This is a genomic window from Polaromonas sp. P2_G11, assembly GCF_056403595.1.
Genome location: NZ_JBFUFE010000002.1, coordinates 101,099 through 121,485 on the forward strand (window position 1 = coordinate 101,099; position 20,387 = coordinate 121,485).

Annotated in this window: 14 protein-coding genes and 3 tRNA genes; 16 read left to right on the top strand and 1 reads right to left on the bottom strand. The window is 60.5% G+C overall.

The window, feature by feature from the left end:
• Positions 1–79: 79 nt before the first annotated feature.
• The 8 genes from tig (at position 80) to AC1DWQ_RS07165 (ending at position 7,334) form a co-directional block, all read left to right on the top strand.
• Positions 80–1,390, top strand: coding sequence for a trigger factor (tig, locus tag AC1DWQ_RS07130; RefSeq protein ID WP_477669028.1), 1,311 nt, complete (start codon positions 80–82; stop codon positions 1,388–1,390).
• Between the two features lie 157 nt (positions 1,391–1,547).
• Entirely contained in the window at positions 1,548–2,204 is a 657-nt protein-coding gene (gene clpP / locus AC1DWQ_RS07135) for an ATP-dependent Clp endopeptidase proteolytic subunit ClpP (RefSeq protein ID WP_477669029.1), read from the top strand.
• A 121-nt stretch (positions 2,205–2,325) separates the two neighbouring features.
• Entirely contained in the window at positions 2,326–3,591 is a 1,266-nt protein-coding gene (clpX, locus tag AC1DWQ_RS07140) for an ATP-dependent Clp protease ATP-binding subunit ClpX (protein WP_457280299.1), read from the top strand.
• Between the two features lie 116 nt (positions 3,592–3,707).
• A complete protein-coding gene (lon, locus tag AC1DWQ_RS07145) occupies positions 3,708–6,137 on the top strand; it encodes an endopeptidase La (protein ID WP_477665737.1) in 2,430 nt (809 codons plus the stop codon).
• A gap of 74 nt (positions 6,138–6,211) precedes the next feature.
• Positions 6,212–6,287 (top strand) — tRNA-Gly (locus AC1DWQ_RS07150).
• 99 nt (positions 6,288–6,386) lie between these two features.
• Positions 6,387–6,460 (top strand) — tRNA-Cys (locus AC1DWQ_RS07155).
• Positions 6,461–6,542: 82 nt separating this feature from the next.
• A tRNA-Leu gene (locus AC1DWQ_RS07160) sits at positions 6,543–6,635 on the top strand.
• Positions 6,636–6,698: 63 nt separating this feature from the next.
• Positions 6,699–7,334, top strand: a complete 636-nt coding sequence (locus tag AC1DWQ_RS07165; RefSeq protein ID WP_477669030.1) for a DUF6806 family protein — start codon at positions 6,699–6,701, stop codon at positions 7,332–7,334.
• Here AC1DWQ_RS07165 and AC1DWQ_RS07170 read toward each other — a convergent pair.
• Positions 7,331–8,002, bottom strand: coding sequence for a TetR family transcriptional regulator (locus tag AC1DWQ_RS07170; protein WP_477669031.1), 672 nt, complete (start codon positions 8,000–8,002; stop codon positions 7,331–7,333). The two genes, AC1DWQ_RS07165 and AC1DWQ_RS07170, sit on opposite strands and share 4 nt — an antisense overlap.
• Positions 8,003–8,176: 174 nt before the next feature.
• Here AC1DWQ_RS07170 and AC1DWQ_RS07175 point away from each other — a divergent pair, with 174 nt between their 5' ends.
• From AC1DWQ_RS07175 to oppF, 8 genes are all read left to right on the top strand, one after another.
• Positions 8,177–9,454 carry an efflux RND transporter periplasmic adaptor subunit gene (locus tag AC1DWQ_RS07175; protein WP_477669032.1) on the top strand — a complete coding sequence of 426 codons (1,278 nt, stop codon included), beginning with the start codon at positions 8,177–8,179 and terminating at the stop codon, positions 9,452–9,454.
• Positions 9,455–9,466: 12 nt separating this feature from the next.
• The gene (locus AC1DWQ_RS07180; protein WP_477649569.1) at positions 9,467–12,646 is read left to right on the top strand and encodes an efflux RND transporter permease subunit; all 3,180 of its coding nucleotides are present in this window, start codon (positions 9,467–9,469) and stop codon (positions 12,644–12,646) included.
• Positions 12,639–14,138, top strand: coding sequence for an efflux transporter outer membrane subunit (locus tag AC1DWQ_RS07185; protein WP_477669033.1), 1,500 nt, complete (start codon positions 12,639–12,641; stop codon positions 14,136–14,138). Before AC1DWQ_RS07180 ends, AC1DWQ_RS07185 begins: the two co-directional genes overlap by 8 nt.
• A 600-nt stretch (positions 14,139–14,738) precedes the next feature.
• Positions 14,739–16,352 (top strand): peptide ABC transporter substrate-binding protein, encoded by a 1,614-nt coding sequence (locus AC1DWQ_RS07190; RefSeq protein WP_477669034.1) that lies wholly within the window; start codon positions 14,739–14,741, stop codon positions 16,350–16,352.
• Between the two features lie 164 nt (positions 16,353–16,516).
• Positions 16,517–17,437: an oligopeptide ABC transporter permease OppB gene (oppB, locus tag AC1DWQ_RS07195; RefSeq protein WP_477669035.1), complete on the top strand. Its 921-nt coding sequence runs from the start codon at positions 16,517–16,519 to the stop codon at positions 17,435–17,437.
• 12 nt (positions 17,438–17,449) lie between these two features.
• Entirely contained in the window at positions 17,450–18,373 is a 924-nt protein-coding gene (locus AC1DWQ_RS07200; RefSeq protein WP_477669036.1) for an ABC transporter permease subunit, read from the top strand.
• Positions 18,374–18,381: 8 nt separating this feature from the next.
• Positions 18,382–19,386, top strand: a complete 1,005-nt coding sequence (locus AC1DWQ_RS07205; RefSeq protein ID WP_477669037.1) for an oligopeptide/dipeptide ABC transporter ATP-binding protein — start codon at positions 18,382–18,384, stop codon at positions 19,384–19,386.
• Entirely contained in the window at positions 19,379–20,365 is a 987-nt protein-coding gene (gene oppF / locus AC1DWQ_RS07210) for a murein tripeptide/oligopeptide ABC transporter ATP binding protein OppF (RefSeq protein ID WP_477669038.1), read from the top strand. Before AC1DWQ_RS07205 ends, oppF begins: the two co-directional genes overlap by 8 nt.
• Positions 20,366–20,387 lie beyond the last annotated feature (22 nt).

The window sequence follows — 20,387 nt, forward strand, 5'->3', positions numbered from 1 at the left end:
TGCTTTCAGTCGTTGCGGCAAACCCCGCAACATGCCAGGTGAAAACCTGTTTTGACTATTTTTGATCTTAGGAACCATCATGGCCGTGACTGTTGAAACCCTTGAAAAGCTCGAGCGCAAAATGACGCTCTCGCTGCCCGTCAACACCATTCAGTCGGAAGTTGATACCCGTCTGAAGAAGCTGGCCCGTACGGTCAAGATGGACGGCTTCCGTCCGGGCAAAGTCCCCATGAACGTGGTGGCCCAGCGCTACGGCTATTCGGTGCACTACGAAGTCATGAACGACAAGGTCGGTGAAGCTTTTGCCGTGGCCGCCAATGAAGCCAAGCTGCGTGTTGCCGGCCAGCCCCGCATCAGCGAAAAAGAGGGCGCGCCTGAGGGCGAACTGGTGTTTGACGCGGTGTTCGAGGTCTACCCTGAAGTCAAGATCGCCGACCTGTCGGGCGCCGAAGTCGAAAAGGTCAGCGCTGAAGTCAGCGACGCCGCCATCGACAAGACGCTGGATATCCTGCGCAAGCAGCGCCGTACCTTTGCCCAGCGCGCAGCCGATGCGCCGGCGCAAGACGGTGACCGCGCCACCATCGACTTCGAAGGCAAGATCGACGGCGAGCCTTTCGCCGGCGGCAAGGCCGAGGACTACCAGTTCCTGATCGGCGACGGGCAAATGCTCAAGGAATTCGAAGACGCCGTGCGCGGCATGAAAAGCGGCGAAAGCAAGACCTTCCCCCTGAACTTCCCCGCCGACTACCACGGTAAAGATGTGGCCGGAAAACAGGCCGATTTCCTCGTGACGGTCAAAAAAATCGAAGCAGCTCACCTGCCCGAAGTCAATGAAGCACTGGCCAAGTCCCTGGGCATCGCTGACTCCACGGTCGAAGGCCTGCGCACCGACATCAAGAAAAACCTCGAGCGCGAAGTCAAGTTCCGCCTGCTGGCCCGTAACAAGAACGCCGTGATGGACGCGTTGGTCGCCAACGCCGAACTCGACCTGCCCAAGTCCAGCGTCCAGGCCGAGCTGGACCGCATGATCGAAGGCGCCCGCGCCGACTTGAAGCAGCGCGGCATCAAGGACGCCGACAAGGCGCCGATTCCCGAAGAAATCTTCCGTCCCCAAGCCGAAAAGCGCGTGCGCCTGGGCCTGGTGGTGGCTGAATTGGTGCGCAGCAATGACCTGCAGGCCAAGCCTGAGCAGCTCAAGGCGCACATCGAAGAGCTGGCCGCCAGCTACGAGAAGCCGCAAGACGTAGTGCGCTGGTACCTGAGCGACAACCGTCGCATGGCCGAAGTCGAGGCTGTTGTGATTGAAAACAACGTGACCGACTTCGTGCTGGGCAAAGCCAAAGTCAGCGAAAAAGCCATCTCCTTTGACGAGCTGATGGGCCAGAACTGATTCTTCAGCGCCTTTGCTGACATTGGGGCTTGTGCTTTGCGGCACAGGCCCCAATTTCTTTGAGCTACGGCACAACAGCTCGCGAATCTGTTGTCAGCCATCGCCGAAACTCCCTGGGGGAGTTTTTGGGTACAGTACAAACATCTCTGGAGAAAACATGATGGTCCGAAACAGTATTTACGGCGGCGCTTATACGGCCCCGCAAGCCGGCGCGCAGGATGCACAAGGCTTGGGCATGGTGCCCATGGTCATCGAGCAATCCGGCCGTGGCGAGCGCTCTTACGACATTTATTCGCGCCTGCTCAAGGAGCGCGTGATTTTCCTGGTGGGGCCGGTCAATGACCAGACGGCCAACCTGGTGGTGGCCCAGCTCCTCTTCCTGGAGAGCGAAAACCCGGACAAGGACATTTCCTTCTACATCAACTCCCCCGGCGGTTCCGTGACGGCCGGCATGGCGATTTACGACACCATGCAATTCATCAAACCCGACGTTTCCACCCTGTGCGTGGGCATGGCGGCCAGCATGGGTGCTTTCCTGCTGTCGGCCGGCACTAAAGGCAAGCGCTTTTCGCTGCCTAATTCCCGCGTCATGATTCACCAACCATCCGGTGGTGCGCAAGGCCAGGCGTCGGACATTGAAATCCATGCCCGCGACATTCTCAAGACGCGGGACCAGCTCAACCGCATCCTGGCGGCCAATACCGGCCAGCCTATCGAAAAGATCGAACGCGATACCGAACGTGACTATTTCATGTTTGCGGAAGACGCCAAAGAGTACGGGCTGGTCGACCAGGTCATTTCCAAGCGGCCCTGAGCGTCGAAAGCTCTTCAGTTGCACTGCAACAACGGCGTTTTCTGTAACAGAAACGCCGTTTTTTTATTGGTTATCATTAGGTAACAGTTCCCCCTTCAGGCTCCTTAAAGGCATCCCCCCAATGGCCGAGAAAAAAGGCTCCTCCAGCGAAAAGACTTTGCACTGCTCCTTCTGCGGTAAAAGTCAGCACGAAGTCAAAAAACTGATCGCTGGCCCTTCGGTTTTTATCTGTGACGAGTGCATCGATCTTTGCAACGAGATCATTCGCGACGAACTCCCCGCTGGTGACGACGTTCGTGAGACGCGCACCGACCTGCCCACGCCCTCAGAGATCAAGGGAACACTGGACGGCTATGTGATTGGCCAGGAACCGGCCAAGCGCACCCTGGCAGTGGCGGTGTACAACCACTACAAGCGGCTGCGCCACAAGGAAAAAGCCAAAAAAGACGATGTGGAGCTGACCAAAAGCAATATTTTGCTGATCGGCCCCACAGGTTCCGGCAAGACCCTGCTGGCCCAAACGCTGGCGCGTACGCTGAACGTTCCCTTTGTGATGGCCGACGCTACTACGCTGACCGAAGCAGGTTATGTCGGCGAGGATGTCGAAAACATCATTCAGAAGCTGCTGCAGAGCTGCAATTACGAAGTTGAACGTGCCCAGCAGGGGATTGTCTACATTGACGAAATTGACAAGATTTCGCGCAAGTCCGACAACCCTTCCATCACGCGTGACGTGTCCGGCGAGGGTGTGCAGCAGGCGCTGCTCAAACTGATCGAAGGAACGATGGCGTCGGTGCCGCCACAGGGCGGCCGCAAGCACCCCAACCAGGACTTCCTGCAGGTGGACACCACGAATATCCTGTTTATCTGCGGCGGTGCATTCTCGGGCCTGGAAAAGGTCATCGAGAACCGGACCGAAGCTTCCGGGATCGGTTTTGGCGCGGCCGTCAAGAGCAAGAAGGCCCGCAGCCTGACCGAAGCCTTCAAGGATGTCGAGCCTGAAGACCTGATCAAGTTCGGGCTGATTCCTGAGCTGGTCGGCCGGATGCCGGTCGTGGCGACGCTGGCCGAGCTCACAGAAGACGCCTTGGTGCAGATCCTTACAGAACCCAAAAATGCCGTGGTCAAGCAATTCAGCAAGTTGCTGGCCATGGAAGGGGTTGATCTGGAAATCCGGCCCTCCGCACTCAAAGCGATTGCCCGCAGGGCGCTGGCCCGTAAAACCGGTGCGCGCGGCTTGCGTTCCATCCTGGAGCAGTCGCTGATCGACACCATGTTCGACCTGCCGAATGCCAGCAATGTGGATAAAGTGGTGGTGGACGAGTCCACAATCGAAGAAAACAAAGCCCCCTTGCTTGTGTACCGTGAAGCGGCCAAGAAAGCCTGAACATCCCAAAAGGCTGGCCGGAATGCTTGAAAAGCGCCTCCTGCGCCCCATGTCTGGGTTGATTGTGTTTCGCCGGGCCATGCAACTGGCCGTCACGGCTAACGTTTAAGGTTTATATGTCCGGACAAACTTCATTGCCTTCCACCCCCATTGACCTTCCCCTCCTGCCTTTGCGGGATGTGGTGGTCTTTCCGCACATGGTGATCCCCCTGTTCGTGGGCCGCCCCAAGAGCATCAAGGCGCTGGAGTCGGCGATGGAGGCCGAGCGCCGCATCATGCTGGTGGCGCAGAAGGCTGCGGCCAAGGATGAGCCTTCGGTGGAAGATATGTTCCAGGTGGGCTGCGTTGCCACGATCCTGCAACTGCTCAAATTGCCTGACGGTACTGTCAAGGTTTTGGTGGAAGGACAGCAGCGCGCCAGTGTGAACAAGATCGAAGAGGGCGAGCAGCATTTCACGGCCAATGTCACACCTGTAGAGCCCGTGGTTGTGATCGCCGGTGACAAGACCAGTGAGATAGAAGCATTGCGCCGTGCCGTGATGCAGCAGTTTGACCATTACGTCAAATTGAACAAGAAGATTCCGCCCGAGATACTGACCTCGATTTCCAGCATCGACGATGCGGGACGCCTGGCCGACACGATTGCCGCGCACCTGCCGCTCAAGCTGGATGCGAAGCAGGTGATCCTGGATCTTGACAATGTCAAGGCCCGGCTGGAGAACCTGTACGAACAGCTTGAGCGTGAGGTCGACATCCTCAACGTCGACAAAAAAATCCGCGGGCGTGTGAAGCGCCAGATGGAAAAGAACCAGCGCGATTTTTACCTCAACGAGCAGGTCAAGGCCATCCAGAAGGAACTGGGCGAAGGCGAAGAGGGGGCGGACATCGAAGAGATCGAGAAAAAGATCAAGACCGCCAAGATGCCGCAGGAAGCCCGTAAAAAGGCCGAGAGCGAGCTCAAGAAGCTCAAACTCATGTCGCCGATGTCCGCGGAGGCGACCGTGGTGCGCACCTATATCGATGTGCTGACCGGCCTGCCGTGGAGCAAAAAGACCAAGATCAAACACGACCTGGGCAACGCCGAGAACGTTCTCAACGAAGACCACTATGGTCTTGAAAAAGTCAAAGACCGCATTGTTGAGTATCTTGCGGTGCAGCAGCGCGTGGACAAGCTCAAGGCTCCTATCCTGTGCCTGGTTGGGCCTCCCGGGGTCGGCAAAACCTCCCTGGGCCAGTCGATCGCCAAGGCCACGGGCCGCAAGTATGTGCGTATGGCTTTGGGCGGCATGCGCGATGAAGCTGAAATCCGCGGCCATCGCCGTACCTATATTGGCGCTTTGCCGGGCAAGGTCCTGCAGAGCCTGACCAAGGCCGGCACGCGCAATCCGCTGTTCCTGCTGGATGAGATCGACAAGCTGGGCACCGACTTCCGTGGCGACCCGTCCAGCGCGCTGCTGGAGGTGCTCGACCCTGAGCAGAATCACACCTTCGGTGACCACTATGTCGAGGTGGACTTCGACCTGAGCGACGTGATGTTCGTGGCCACCTCGAACTCGATGAACATTCCGCCAGCCTTGCTGGACCGCATGGAGGTGATTCGCCTTTCCGGTTACACCGAAGACGAAAAGACCAGCATCGCAATGCGCTATCTGTTGCCCAAGCAGGTCAAGAACAACGGCGTGAAGGAAGAAGAGCTTGAAGTGCAGGAGCAGGCGGTGCGTGACATCGTGCGTTACTACACACGTGAAGCCGGCGTGCGCTCGCTTGAGCGCGAACTCTCCAAGATCTGCCGCAAGGTGGTCAAGGGTATCCAGCTCAAGAAGATGACACCCAAGGTCGTCGTGACACCCGATAACCTCAACGATTTTCTGGGCGTGCGCAAGTTCAACTATGGTCGTGCCGAACAACAAAACCAGGTCGGCCAGGTGGTGGGGCTGGCGTGGACGGAAGTCGGCGGCGACTTGCTGACGATTGAGGCTGCCATGATGCCCGGCAAGGGCGTGATCACACGTACGGGATCGCTGGGCGATGTCATGAAGGAATCCGTTGAGGCCGCACGCACGGTGGTGCGCAGCCGTTCCAAGGTTCTCGGCATCAAGGACGAGATGTTTGAAAAGCGCGATATCCATATCCACGTACCGGACGGGGCAACACCGAAGGACGGCCCAAGCGCGGGTGCCGCGATGACCACCGCTTTTGTTTCAGCGATGACGGGTATCCCTGTGCGCGGTGATGTGGCCATGACGGGCGAGATCACGTTGCGCGGCGAGGTCACGGCCATCGGCGGGCTGAAGGAAAAACTGCTCGCTGCCTTGAGGGGCGGCATCAAGACCGTGCTGATCCCCGAGGAAAATGCCAAGGACCTGCAGGAGATTCCAGACAACGTCAAGAGCGGCCTGGAGATCGTGCCGGTGAAATGGATCGACCAGGTGTTGCAGGTTGCGCTCGAGCGCCAGCCTGTTCCGCTGACCGACGAGGAAGCCGCTGTTGTTGCGCCGGCTGCTGTGGTTCCGCCTGCGGAAGCAGCCGGTACGGTGAAGCATTAATGAGGCCTTTCGCAAAGTTTTTTGCGGCTTTTGGAAAAGCCCAAAAAACTACGCTATAATTTGAGGCTGTAATCGCGGGAGTAGCTCAGTTGGTAGAGCGCAACCTTGCCAAGGTTGAGGTCGAGAGTTCGAGACTCTTCTCCCGCTCCAATTCAAAGGGCAGCACTTTAAAAATGCTGTCCTTTTTCATTGGGGGTTTCGTTGGATTATTGGGTAAAGCCGTAGGGCTTTATCAGGCAGACAGAATACGGCGCGGTAACAAAGCGGTTATGTACCGGATTGCAAATCCGAGTAGGTCGGTTCGACTCCGGCCCGCGCCTCCATCACAGCTCCCTGCAACCAGCCCCAGTTATGGGGCTTTTTTGTTTGACAATACGCTGCCGGACGTTTGAATACGGCGTTTGAGCCTGAGTGGTGAAATAGGTAGACACAGCGGACTTAAAATCCGCCGCTTCGTGAATAACGGGCGTACCGGTTCGATTCCGGTCTCAGGCACCACGATTGGGCGGCTCACCCACGCGCCGGGCGCGCTTTTGAAAACTGGGTAAGATAAATTCCATCATGTCCCGCTACAACACACCTTTTGAGATCCACGTCCACGGCGAAGTGCCATTGCGCGCGGACGTTAATTTTGAACAGCTGCAGGAGGCCCTCAAGCCGCTGTGGAAGTACACCGGCTCCAAGTCCCTGGCGGCCGGTGCTGCCAGCGCTTATGAGGAAGAGCCGGGCATCCGGTTCGACGCGCAAAAACATTTGCTGCAAATGTGCTGGACAGTCCCTGGTGACGAAGATTTTCGCCAGGCGCTTGACGAAATGTGCATGGGCCTGAACGACCTCGCGGAAGCGGGCGCTCCCATCGAAGTGACCTTCTATGACTCCGACTTTGACGAAGATGAAGGTGCCGACGATGAGGAGGCCCGTGATGATTTCGCGATGTATTTTGTGGGCCCCACGCCGGCAGCCATCATGCAGGTGCAGCGCGATCTCCTGGTCCAGGACATGATCGGCCTGATGGAGCGCCACTTTGACGGATCAGAGCTCGGTGAGGTCGTTGCGGCTGTCGACAAGCTGTTCGAGCAGCGCTTTGATGCACTGGTGAACTCGATGCAACTCGGTAAACCGCCGCGCGGCCTGGGCGGACCGCCGGGCGGTTCGGGCCATGGCGGCGGTGGCCGCAAGCCCCGGCATTTGCACTAAGCCGGCTTGGGCGAGCCTGAAGCTGCAGGTGAGCCAGGAAAGCCGAGTCCCCTCAGGTAAACATCAATCGCATGCTGGCCGACCTCCAACAGGTCAAAAGCCCCCGGATCCAGCAGCCAGTTCTGTATCAGGCCATCGATCAGCGCATGTAGCCCCTGCGCCGCCGCTGAAGCCGGCGCAGGTAACTGGAGGCGCATCTGTGCAGTTGCCGCCTCCATGCTTTGCTGGATGCCGGATAAAAAACCACCGCGCACTGCCAGGTGACGCAGGCGAACCGCCTGGAGTTCTTCCACATATTCGACCTTCTGGGTCGCCACTTCAAACACGCGCCGCGTTTGCGCGTCAGTCACAATTTGTCGCAGCGCGTTGGCAGTGGAACGTCGTATCCTGTCCATCGGATTGAGGAGGTCCTCGCCCGGATGTTGCTGCGGGTCAATTTCCTGGTTGAACGCGTTTTCCATGGGCAGGGTGACCCGTTCCATCATGGCGTTGAACAGGTCTGCCTTGTCCTTGAAATGCCAGTAGACAGCACCGCGTGTAGCGCCTGCGCGGCGTGCAATGTCCTGCAGGCTTGTGCGTGAGACACCTTGCGCCTGAAACAGGTGTTCCGCAGCATCCAGCAGCTTGTGCCGGGTCGCCATGGCTTCTTCTTTTGTCCGACGGGCCAATCCATGTCTCCTGCAAGTCAATTTAACGGGTTGTCGTATACATTCACAAATGTATGTAAACTATATCACTCGTAAAAACCCTTATTCTTTTTGTTTTCGGCAAAACGATGACTTGCATCAAATGCCGCTCACATATTCCGTTTTCCGCTTTTTTCCCAAATTTTGAGGATCAGCATGCCCAAGTCTCGCATTGTCCATTCGCCTTTATTCTCCCCGTTTGCGCCATACCAGCCTCTCGTCCTGATTGCTGCACTCACATTGTTCCTGGCCGGATGCGGCAAGGGTGCCGGTGCTCCCGGCGGGGCACCGCCTCCTGCGGAAGTGGGTGTGGTGACAGTTACCCAGGGTGACGTCGGTTTGGTGACCGAGCTGCCCGGCCGCCTTGAGGCTTCGCGTGTGGCACAGGTCAGGGCCCGTGCGGCCGGTATCCTGCAAAAACGGCTGTTCCGTGAAGGCAGCGACGTGAAAGAAGGGCAGGCGCTGTTCACGATTGATCCCGCACCGTATGCCGCCGCCGCCGCCAGCGCGAAAGCGGGCCAGGCGCGCGCCGAGGCCAACCTGGCGCAGGCCGCCGCATTGGCCGAGCGTTACAAGCCGCTGGTAGAAGCTAACGCCATCAGCAAGCAGGAATATGCCAACGCTGTCGCGGCGCAAAAGCAGGCGGAGGCCGACGTTGCCGTGGGCAAGGCGAATGTGCAGACAGCCAGCATCAATCTGGGCTACGCGGCAGTGACAGCCCCGATCTCGGGCCGCATTGGCCGCGCATTGGTCACCGAAGGCGCCCTGGTTGGTCAGGGCGAGGCCACCCAGCTGGCTGTGGTCCAGCAAATCAACCCCATGTATGTGAACTTCACGCAATCCGCTCCTGAAATCATGAAGCTGCGTGCCGCCATGGAAAGTGGCCAGTTCAAACGTGCCACCGGTGCCGAAGCGGCCAGCGTGCGCATCGTGCTCGAAGATGGCACTGAATACGCCCGCCCCGGCCGCCTGCTGTTTTCCGACCTGACGGTCGACTCCACGACGGGGCAGGTGACCCTGAGGGCAGAGGTGCCCAATCCCGGTGGCCAGCTGCTTCCCGGCCTTTATGTGCGCGTACGCCTGGAGCAGGCGCAGGCCAGCAATGCCATCACCTTGCCCCAGCAAGCTGTCACGCGCACCGCGCAGGGCGACACTGTCATGGTGGTGGGTGACGATGGAAAAGTCAGCCCGCGCCCCATCAAGATTGGCTCCGCCAAGGGCAACCAGTGGGTGGTGCTCGACGGTCTGAAGACCGGCGAAAAAGTCATGGTGGATGGATTCCAGAAACTGCAGCCAGGTGCACCCGTGAAGCCCGTGCCATGGCAACCGGCCGGTGCGAAGCCGGCCGATGCGGCTTCCGCCCCCGTATCCGCCGCCTCCGGTGCGCAAGCTGCTGCGCCTGCGGCCTCCGCTGCTTCTGCAGCAGCGAAGTAAGGAGCCAACTACATGGCCAAGTTTTTTATTGATCGGCCGATCTTTGCCTGGGTGATCGCACTGTTCATCCTGGTGGTCGGCGGCGTGGCTATCACGCAGCTGCCGATTGCCCAGTACCCGCCCGTCGCGCCGCCTTCGATTGTCGTCAACACCGCCTATCCCGGCGCCTCTGCCCAGACGCTCGAAGACAGCGTGTTGTCGGTGATCGAGCGCGAAATGAACGGTTCACCCGGCCTGATCTACATGGAGTCGGTGGCGCAGGCCGACGGCTCCGGCAGCATCACGCTGAGCTTCGAGCCCGGCACCAACCCCGATCTCGCGCAGGTGGATGTGCAGAACCGCCTGTCGCGCGCCTCGCCGCGGCTGCCCGCCGCCGTCACGCAGCAAGGCGTTCGCGTCGACAAATCACGCTCCAACTTCCTGCTGTTCATCATGCTGTCGTCCGACAATCCCGCGCACGACCCCGTCGCGCTCGGTGATTACGCTTCGCGCAACATCGTGCCCGAGATCCAGCGTGTCAAAGGAATCGGCCAGGCCCAGCTCTTCGGCAGTGAGCGCGCCATGCGCATCTGGCTGGACCCGGCCAAGCTCACGGGTTTCAGCCTGTCGGCAAATGACGTTAACAACGCCATCCGCGCGCAAAATGCCCAGGTGTCGGCCGGCAGCATCGGCGACCGTCCCAATGTAGCGGGACAAGGCATTGCTGCCACCGTGGTAGTCACCGGCCAGCTTGCCAATGTCGAGCAGTTCGGCAACATTGTCCTTCGCGCCAACACCGACGGTTCGTCGGTGCGCCTTAAAGACGTGGCCCGCATTGAACTGGGTGGCCAAACGTATGCCACGTCGGCTCGCCTGAACGGCAAGACGGCGATCGGTATCGGTGTTCAGCTGGCACCCAGCGGCAACGCGCTTGCCGCTGCCAAGGCCGTTCGAACCAAGATGACCGAACTCGAGCGCTATTTTCCGCAAGGCATGAAGTGGAGCATCCCCTACGACAGCTCGCGCTTCGTCAAGATTTCGATTTCCCAGGTCGCGGAAACGCTGTTTGAGGCGGTGGCCCTGGTGTTCCTCGTGATGTTCCTGTTCCTGCAGAACTGGCGCTACACCATCATCCCGACCATCGTGGTGCCGATTGCATTGCTGGGCACTTTCGCCACCTTGCTGGCGCTCGGTTTCTCGATCAACGTGCTCACCATGTTCGGCATGGTGCTGGTGATCGGTATCGTCGTCGATGATGCGATCGTGGTCGTCGAAAACGTCGAACGCATCATGACCGAAGAGGGCCTGCCGCCGCTGGAGGCCACCCGCAAGGCGATGGGCCAGATTTCGGGCGCCATCATTGGCGTCACCGTGGTGCTGATTTCCGTGTTTGTGCCTTTGGCATTTTTCGCGGGCTCGACCGGCAACATCTACCGCCAGTTCTCCGCCGTGATGGTTTCGTCCATCGGCTTTTCCGCCTTCCTGGCCCTGTCCCTCACGCCGGCACTTTGCGCCACGCTGCTCAAGCCGGTTGAGGCTGGGCACCATCACGAGAAAAAGGGTTTTTTCGGCTGGTTCAACCGGGGGTTCTCGCGCACCGCAAAAAGCTATGAAAGCATGGTCGCGCGTATTCTCAAACGCGCCGCACGTTACCTGGTGATCTATGTGGCCATCATTGCCGCTGTGGCGGTGGTATACCTGCGTTTGCCCACATCCTTCCTGCCCAATGAAGACCAGGGCAACCTGCTGGTGAACGTGCAGTTGCCGCCGGGCGCAACTTACGAGCGCACGCTTTCGGTGATGGAGAAAGTCGAGGGTTTCATGCTCAAGCAGCCGGAAGTCGAAAGCATGGTCGGCGTGCTTGGCTTCAGCTTTTCCGGCCAGGGCCAGAATGCCGCGCTGGCGTTCGTGACGCTCAAGGACTGGAACGAGCGCGACGGCGAAGCGCATTCGGCCTCAGCGATAGCAGGACGGGCTTTCGGCGCCCTCATGGGTGTGCGTGATGCCTTCATCTTTCCGCTCAGCCCCCCACCCATTCCCGAACTGGGAACGGCCTCGGGCTTCAGCTTCCGCCTGCAGGACCGCGGAGGTGCGGGCCATGATGCGCTTATCAACGCACGCAACCAGCTTTTGGGCATGGTTGCCAAGAGTCCGGTGCTCACACAGGTACGGCCCGACGGCCTGGAAGATGCGCCGCAGCTGCAGCTGGACATAGACCGTGACAAAGCCAATGCGCTGGGCGTGCCGTTTGACGCGATCAACGCGGTCCTGTCGACCTCGCTGGGATCCAGCTATGTGAACGACTTCCCCAACCAGGGGCGCCTGCAGCGTGTGGTGGTACAGGCCGACGCGCCTTCGCGCATGCAGCCCGACGACCTGCTCCGGCTCAACGCCATCAACAGCCGCGGCCTGCCGGTTCCGTTGTCGTCGTTTGCCAGCACGCGGTGGATCAAGGGTGCGATGCAAACAGTGCGTTACAACGGCTACCCGGCCGTGCGTATCAGCGGCAGCGCCGCGCCAGGCTACAGCTCGGGCGCAGCAATGGCCGAGATGGAAAAACTCGCAGCGCAACTGCCGCAGGGCTTCGGTTTCGAATGGACGGGCCAGTCGCGTGAGGAAAAACTTGCGGGCTCGCAAGCCATGTTGCTCTATGGTTTCGCCATCCTCGCGGTGTTCCTGTGCCTTGCGGCCCTGTACGAAAGCTGGAGCATTCCGCTCGCGGTGATCCTGGTGGTGCCGTTAGGCGTGATCGGTGTGTTGCTGGCAACGCTGCTGCGTAGTTATTCGAATGACGTGTACTTCCAGGTGGGGCTGATCACCATCATCGGCCTGTCGGCGAAGAACGCGATTCTGATCATCGAGTTTGCCAAGGACTTGCAGGCGCAGGGCAAAGGTGTCATCGAGTCGGCGCTGGCTGCCGCGCACCTGCGGTTCCGACCCATCGTCATGACGTCGCTGGCCTTCGGTCTGGGCGTGCTGCCGCTGGTACTGGCTTCGGGCGCCGGCTCCGCAAGCCAGCGTGCCATCGGTACCGGCGTGATCGGCGGCATGATCACCGGCACGATCCTGGCGGTGATTTTCGTTCCGGTGTTCTTTGTGGTCGTGCGCGGCCTCTTCAAGGGCAGCGAGCGGCAAAACAGGATGTATTCGGAGCATGCCAAGGCGGCAGGCATCACCGGAGAAGAAGGAAGTGAAGGTAAAGCCCATGAGTAAATCCAGCATGAAACCCAGGTTCCCGCAGCTTTTGGCGGTTGGTGCTGCGGCACTCCTGGCCGGCTGCTCGATGATTCCGAAGTACGAGCGCCCGGCAGCCCCCATCGCAGACCAGTGGCCGGCTGTTTCCGGTTTCACCACCGGTTCCGCGCAAGCGCAGTCTGCTACTACCGCACCGGCCGTCGCGGCAGCCGACATCGAGTGGCAGGCTTTTTTCAGCGACCCTAAATTGCGGCAGCTGATTGAGGCCGCGCTGCGCAACAACCGCGACCTGCGCATCGCCGTGCTCAATATTGAGCAAGCCAGGGCCCAGTACCGGATCCAGCGTGCCGACCAGTTTCCCACGATCAATGCCGGCATCACCGGTTCGCGCCAGCCCAATGCCAACGGTAACGGCAGCATCACCAGCACTTATACCGGCGGTTTGCTGATGCCATCCTACGAGCTCGACTTTTTCGGCCGGGTCTCCAGTCTGAAAGAGGCGGCGTTGGCGCAGTACCTGGCAACGGAAGAAGGTCGCAAGACGGCACAGATCAGCCTGATTGCATCGGTGGCCAACACCTACCTCAGCCTGCTGGCCGACGAAGAACTGCTGGCCATCACGCAGCAAACACTGGCTACACGGGAAGAGTCCTTCAAGCTCAGCAAGCTGCGCTTTGACAACGGCGTCGCTTCCGAGCTGGACTTCCGCCAGGCCGAGTCATTGACCGAAGCGGCCCGCGCATCGCTGGCCCAACTGGTGCGCCAGCGTGCGCTGGATCAGAACGCACTGACCCTGCTGATCGGCCAGCCATTGAGCGGTGACCTGGCGGTGGCCTTGCCTGCCGGCAAAGGTCTGGCAGACGCCCCCATGATGGTGGACGTGCCCGCGGGGCTGCCGTCTGACTTGCTGGAACGCCGCCCAGACATCCGCCAGGCCGAGCAACAGCTGCTGTCTGCCAACGCCGACATCGGCGCGGCCCGTGCGGCTTTTTTCCCGCGTATCTCACTCACGGCTTCTGCCGGCAGCGCCAGCTCGCACCTGTCGGGCCTGTTCAAGAGCGGATCCTACGGCTGGACGCTGGCGCCGCAACTGATCCTTCCGCTTTTTGATGCGGGCCGTAACCGTGCCGGGCTGGATTCGGCCAATGCCGGGCGTGACATTGCCATCGCCCAGTACGAAAAGTCCATCCAGACGGCTTTCCGTGAAGTGGCCGATGCGCTGGCGGGCCGCGACACCTTGGGCGAGCAGCTGCGTGCCCAGCAGGCGCAGGCCAATGCCGAGGCGACGCGTTTCAAACTGGCTGATCTGCGCTACCAGAACGGTGTGGCCAGCTATCTGGACCAGCTCGATGCACAGCGCTCGCTGTTCGCCGCACGCCAGGCGGTGGTGCAAACCCGGCTGGCACAGCTGCAAAGCCAGGTCACGCTGTACAAGACCTTGGGTGGCGGCTGGAAAGAGCCGCCTGAGGAAGCCTTGAGCCTGAAGGCGTCCACCCAGCTCAGCCGCTGAGCGGGTGCGCGGCGCCTGAGGGCGTCTGCGGGACCAGACGCCCGCGCTACAAGATTGATAGCTGCTTGCGCCCATGGTTATTGGGCTGGTAGCTATTTTTATTTAAATTCTCACAAGAGCAGGGCGGCCGGTTTTCTTCCGGTACCCAAAATTCAGGTGATTTGTGCCTGCAAGTCAATCATCGTGGGCGCAAGCAGCTATCAAAACAATAGCAATCCTGCTGACACTCGCCATGGCGTCAGAAGGCGCCGCCGCTTCGCCGCCGGAATTGCGTGAAGGCTTGAACCAGGCACTGACTCCAGCCGTGCCGTGATGCACGGCTTGAATCGCGGTACCTGTCCATGCCCCGTGGCTGTCGCCTCGCTCGTTCAGTTGTGAGCAAGTGTTCCCTATGTATCCCCTTGACTTCCGCGCCACCCATGGCTTCGTGAAGGCACGGTAATTGCTGAAGGGTTACTCCCTACGGGGCTGCGCCTGGCGCGGCGGTATATTCGCGCCGACTGACAGGCAAACGGGGGCTCCTCTCACGAGAGGGGCCCCGTTCCATCAACCATGGCGGGCCACAAGCCCGCCAATTTTCTATTCGGGAGTGCAACAGGCATGAACTCAAACTGGACGATGAAGGCGCTGACAAGCGCCGTGCTGCTGGCCTTGGCTGGCCTGGCGGTGGCGGCCACGGTGCCCGCGGGCGTGAAGCTGCACGAGACGCAGGAACTGGTCCGCAACAATGGCTCCGAGCCTGAAACCCTGGATGCGGCACTGGCGACGGGTGTTCCGGCCAACAACGTGATCCGCGACATGTTTGAAGGCCTGGCTGCCGCCGACCAAAACGGCAAGATCGTCCCCGCCGTGGCAGAGAGCTGGAAGCAGATGGACCCCCTGACCTGGGTCTTCAAGCTGCGCAAGAACGCCAAATGGTCCAACGGCGACCCGGTGACGGCCGAAGACTTCATCTACAGCATGCGCCGCTTCGTCGATCCGGCGACCGCCTCCAAATACGCTTCCACCTACGGCGTCTTCCTGCTCAATGCCAAAGAGATCATTGAAGGCAAGAAGCCCGTCACCGAGTTGGGTGTCAAGGCCGTGGACCCTTACACCCTGGAAATCAGGACACCTTTCCCGGTCGGTTTCCTGCCCGAGGTCGTTTCCAATCCCCAGCTCGCTCCCCTGCATAAAGCCACCATCGAGAAATTCGGCAAGGACTGGACCCGGCCCGCCAACATGGTGAACAACGGCGCCTTCTCGCTGAAAGACTGGCAGGTCAACAGCAAGATCATCCTGGTCAAGAACCCGGCGTACTGGGACGCGAAGAATGTCCAGCTCACCAAACTCACCTACCTCTCGGTCGAAGACGGCAATGCCGATGTGAAGCTTTATGAGTCGGGCGAGAACGACTGGGTTTACCAGCTCCCGCCAGGCACCTTCGACAAGTACAAGGCGCAATATCCCAAGGAAATCCGCAACACCGACATGCTGGGCCTGCGCTATTACTCGCTCAACAATGCGGACCCGGCACTCAAGGACATCCGTGTGCGCAAGGCGCTGTCGATGGCGCTGGACCGCGACATCCTCGCGCAGCGCGTGACGGCCGACGGCCAGACCCCGGCATACGGCGTGATCGTCAAAGGCACTTCGGGTGCCGACGTCACCTCTTACGACTGGGCCAAGTGGCCCGCCGACAAGCGCATCGCCGAAGCCAAGAAGCTGCTGAAGGAAGCGAATCTTCCGGCCGGCACCAAGCTCAAGTTCTCCTACAACACCAGCGATTACCACAAGAAAATGGCCATCTTTGCGGCCTCCGAGTGGAAGACCAAGCTGGGCCTGGACGTCGAACTCGAAGCGATGGAGTTCAAGGTGCTGATCAAGAAGCGCACCGACAAGGACTACCAGATCGCCCGCAACGGCTGGATCGCCGACTACAACGACGCCACCACCTGGTTGACGCTGGTGCAGTGCGATTCTGACCAGAACTACCACAACAGCTGCAACCGCAAGGCCTCTGCGCTGATCGATGAAGGCAACCAGTCGATGGACCCGGCCAAGCGCAAGACGCTGCTGACGCAAGCCGCCAGGATGATCATGGAAGACTATCCCATCATCCCTTTGCTGCAATACACCGTGCCGCGCCTGGTCAAGCCTTATGTGGGCGGTTATTCGACCACCAACGCGCTGGACCGCTACCGCGGCAAGGACCTGTACATCATCAAGCATTGATGTCCGGATGGCGGGCGCCGCCGTGCGCCTGCCTGTCCTTGATCTGCTTTTCACCGCCTTTCAACGTTTTTCTGATGCCTCGCAGGCCTTTCAGGGCTAAGCTGTACCTGGCCGACGCGTTCAGGCGCTCACACTGACATAGACCTAGCCCGGAGATATTCCCCATGTGGTCCTACACCTTCAGACGCATCCTGGCGACGATTCCCACCTTGCTGGCCGTTGTCACCGTCTGCTATCTCCTCCTGCACGGCACGCCGGGCGGGCCGTTTGACGACGAGCGCAAGGTGTCCGCGGCGGTGCTGGTCAACCTGCAGGCCAAGTACCACCTCGATTTGCCGCTGTGGCAGCAGTACCTGTATTACCTCAACAGCCTGCTGCACGGCGACCTGGGCGCCTCGTTCCGTTATGCCGACTGGTCGGTCAACGAGTTGGTGGCCAATGCGCTGCCGGTGTCCGCGGCGATAGGCGGGGGCGCCATCGTCATCTCCTTCTTTCTCGGTGTGTTCCTTGGCACGGTGGCCGCCGTGCGCCAGAACAGTGCGGTCGATTACCTCGTGATGCTGCTCGGCAACGCCGGGCATGTGTTCCCCTCGTTCGTGATCGGCCCGGTGTTGATCCTGGTGTTCGCTGTCTGGCTGAAGGTGGCGCCCGCGGGGGGCTGGAATGACTTCGCACCGCGCTTCATGATCCTGCCCATGCTGCTGCTGATTTTCATCAACGTGGCCACCATCGCGCGCGTCATGCGCGGCAGCCTGATCGAGGTGCTGCACAGCAATTTCATCCGCACCGCACGCGCCAAGGGACTGCCCATGCGCACCGTCATCCTGCGCCACGCCCTCAAACCCGCGCTGCTGCCGGTGGTGTCCGTCATGGGCCCCCTGGCGATTTCATCCATCACCTCCGCCATCGTGACCGAGTCGGTGTTCTCGCTGCCGGGCATCGGCAAGCTTATCGTCAATGGCGCCGCCAACCGCGACTACACGCTGGTCCTGGGCCTCGTCGTGCTGGTGACCGTGATCGCCGTCACGCTGAACCTGCTGGTGGACCTGGCCTACGCCTTGCTCGACCCGAAGATCCGGTACTGAGCAGAGGCCTGCATGCTGCTCGAAAAAAAAACCAGACAAGACCAACTCGCCACGGCTGTCGGCCAGACGCTGGCCGACGCCGAGATCCATGGCCGCAGCCCCTGGGCGGATGCGCGCGTGCGCTTCATGCGCAACAAGGCCGCGGTGTTCAGCCTGTACCTGCTGGCATTCATCACGCTGTGCTGCATCGTCGGGCCCTGGCTGCTGCCCAATGCTTTTGACGCTGCCGACTGGGACGCGATGAGCCTGCCGCCCATGCTCAAGGGCTGGCATTTTTTCGGCACCGACGAGTCCGGCCGCGACCTGCTGGTGCGCAGCCTGATCGGCGGCCGCGTATCGCTGCTGGTGGGCTTCCTGGCGACGCTGTCGGCCGTCACGCTCGGCATTGTCTGGGGCGCGACGGCGGGTTTCATAGGCGGCAAGGTAGACGCCTTCATGATGCGCGTCGTTGACATGATGTACGCGGTGCCTTACTTGCTGATCGCCATCCTGATGGTGACCATATTGGGGCGGGCTTTTTACCTGGTGGTGATCACCATCACGGTATTTTCGTGGATGAACATGGCACGCGTGGTGCGCGGCCAGACGCTGTCGCTGCGCTCCAAGGAGTTCATTGAAGCGGCCCGCGCGTTGGGCGTGCCTACACGGCGCATCATCTTCCAGCACATTGTTCCCAATCTTCTGGGCATCGTCGCGATCTACACCACGGTCACCGTGCCGGCCGTGATCCTGGTCGAGTCCGTGCTGTCATTCCTGGGGCTGGGCATCCAGGAGCCAATGACAAGTTGGGGCGTGCTGATCCACGACGGTGCGTCCGTCATGGAAGTCTCGCCCTGGATGCTGCTGTTTCCGGCGGGCATGCTCTCGTTGACCCTGTACTGCTTCAACTACATCGGGGACGGCCTGCGTGATGCGCTCGACCCCAAAGACCGCTGAGCCGCACCATGAGCCTGATTGAAGTCAACAACCTCGGGGTCCAGTTCCAGACCCAGGACGGGCTTGTCTACGCCGTCAACGGCATCAATTTTTCGCTGGAGCGCGGCCAGACTTTGGGCATCGTCGGCGAAAGCGGTTCCGGAAAAAGCCAGAGCGTGCTGGCCATGATGGGCCTGCTCGCCGGCAACGGCAAAGCCACCGGCCAGGCCCTCTACAAAGGCCAGGACCTGCTGGCCATGAAGCCGGCCGAGCTCAACAGGATTCGCGGCAACCGCGTGGCCATGATCTTTCAGGACCCGATGACGTCGCTGAACCCTTACCTGACGGTGGAGCGGCAGATGACCGAGGTGCTGCAGTTCCACAAGGGCTTTGACCGGAAGTCCGCCCGCGCAAGGTCGGTCCAGCTGCTGGACGCCGTCAAGATCCCGGAAGCTGCGCGGCGTATCACCATGTACCCGCACGAGTTTTCGGGCGGCATGCGCCAGCGTGTGATGATCGCCATGGCCTTGCTCTGCGAGCCCGAAGTGCTGATCGCCGACGAGCCCACCACGGCGCTGGACGTGACGGTGCAGGCGCAAATCATCGCCTTGCTGCGCGATCTTCAGCGCGACTTCGGAACGGCGATCATCATGATCACGCACGACCTGGGCGTGGTGGCGGGCCTGTGCGATGAAGTGATGGTGCTGTACGGCGGGCGCGTGATGGAGCAGGGCAGTGCCGACAGCATTTTTTATGGAGCCTCCCATCCCTATACCGTGGGCCTGCTGGGTGCCATACCGCGCCTGGACGCGGATGACGAAGCGCTGGTCGCCATCCCAGGCGCGCCGCCCAACATGGCGCGGCTTCCCAAGGGCTGCCCGTTCAGCGAACGTTGTACGCTGGCCAGCGATCAGTGCCGTGACGTGATGCCCGCGTTGCTGCCGGCCTTGCACAACCCGGCGGTGCTCAGGGCTTGCCACAAATCAAGTGAGGCTGTGTCTGAACTTGCGGCCAAGGGAGCCGTCCATGCGTGATGCCTCTCAACCTATTTTGTCGGTGCGCGACCTGAAAGTGCACTTCAGGATCAAAAGCGGCGCCTGGCCCTGGTCGCCGGCGCGAATCCTGAAAGCCGTGGACGGCATTTCCTTCGACATCCATGCGGGCGAAACGCTGGGCGTGGTGGGTGAGTCGGGCTGCGGAAAATCCACCTTGGCGCGTGCGGTGCTGAACCTGATTCCTGCCACCGCCGGCAACATTGTCTGGATGGGCCAGGAGATGACGGGCGCTTCATCTCAAGCCTGGCTGGGCGTGCGGTCAGACATCCAGATGATCTTCCAGGATCCGTTGGCCTCGCTGGACCCGCGCATGACCATCGCGCAGATCATTGCCGAACCTTTGCGCACGCATCGCCCGCGCATGCCCGAGGCCGAAGTGATGCAGCGCGTCAAGGCCATGATGGGCCGCGTTGGCCTGATGGCGCAGCAGATCAACCGCTACCCGCATGAATTTTCAGGCGGCCAGTGCCAGCGCATCGGTATCGCCCGGGCGCTGATCCTGGAGCCCAAGCTCATCATCTGCGACGAGCCGGTGTCAGCGCTCGATGTCTCGATCCAGGCGCAAATCATCAACCTGCTCAAGGCGCTGCAAAAATCCATGGGTCTGGCGCTGATCTTCATCGCGCATGACCTGGCCGTCGTCAAACACATCAGCGACCGCATTTTGGTGATGTACCTAGGGCATGAAATGGAAGTGGCGAAAAAGAAGGCGTTGTATGCCGCGCCGCGTCACCCCTACACGCAGGCGTTGCTGTCGGCCATCCCGATTCCCGACCCGGCGCTGGAGCGCAAGAAGGTGATCCAGCTGCTGCAGGGCGACCTGCCGTCGCCGATGTCACCGCCCTCGGGGTGTGTGTTCCGAACGCGCTGCCCCTTGGCCGTTGCGCGCTGCGCTGAAGAGGTGCCTGAGCTTCGCCGCCTGGACGACCAGACGGAAGCGGCTTGCCTGCTGGCTTGAAGTCTTAAGCCTTTTAGGGCTC

Coding starts and splice junctions, on each gene's coding strand:
- tig (WP_477669028.1), top strand. CDS start 80: ATGGCCGTGACTGTTGAAACCCTTGAAAAGCTCGAGCGCAAAATGACG.
- AC1DWQ_RS07175 (WP_477669032.1), top strand. CDS start 8,177: ATGCCCAAGTCTCGCATTGTCCATTCGCCTTTATTCTCCCCGTTTGCG.
- clpP (WP_477669029.1), top strand. CDS start 1,548: ATGATGGTCCGAAACAGTATTTACGGCGGCGCTTATACGGCCCCGCAA.
- clpX (WP_457280299.1), top strand. CDS start 2,326: ATGGCCGAGAAAAAAGGCTCCTCCAGCGAAAAGACTTTGCACTGCTCC.
- oppF (WP_477669038.1), top strand. CDS start 19,379: ATGCGTGATGCCTCTCAACCTATTTTGTCGGTGCGCGACCTGAAAGTG.
- AC1DWQ_RS07180 (WP_477649569.1), top strand. CDS start 9,467: ATGGCCAAGTTTTTTATTGATCGGCCGATCTTTGCCTGGGTGATCGCA.
- AC1DWQ_RS07205 (WP_477669037.1), top strand. CDS start 18,382: ATGAGCCTGATTGAAGTCAACAACCTCGGGGTCCAGTTCCAGACCCAG.
- oppB (WP_477669035.1), top strand. CDS start 16,517: ATGTGGTCCTACACCTTCAGACGCATCCTGGCGACGATTCCCACCTTG.
- AC1DWQ_RS07185 (WP_477669033.1), top strand. CDS start 12,639: ATGAGTAAATCCAGCATGAAACCCAGGTTCCCGCAGCTTTTGGCGGTT.
- AC1DWQ_RS07200 (WP_477669036.1), top strand. CDS start 17,450: ATGCTGCTCGAAAAAAAAACCAGACAAGACCAACTCGCCACGGCTGTC.
- AC1DWQ_RS07190 (WP_477669034.1), top strand. CDS start 14,739: ATGAACTCAAACTGGACGATGAAGGCGCTGACAAGCGCCGTGCTGCTG.
- AC1DWQ_RS07165 (WP_477669030.1), top strand. CDS start 6,699: ATGTCCCGCTACAACACACCTTTTGAGATCCACGTCCACGGCGAAGTG.
- lon (WP_477665737.1), top strand. CDS start 3,708: ATGTCCGGACAAACTTCATTGCCTTCCACCCCCATTGACCTTCCCCTC.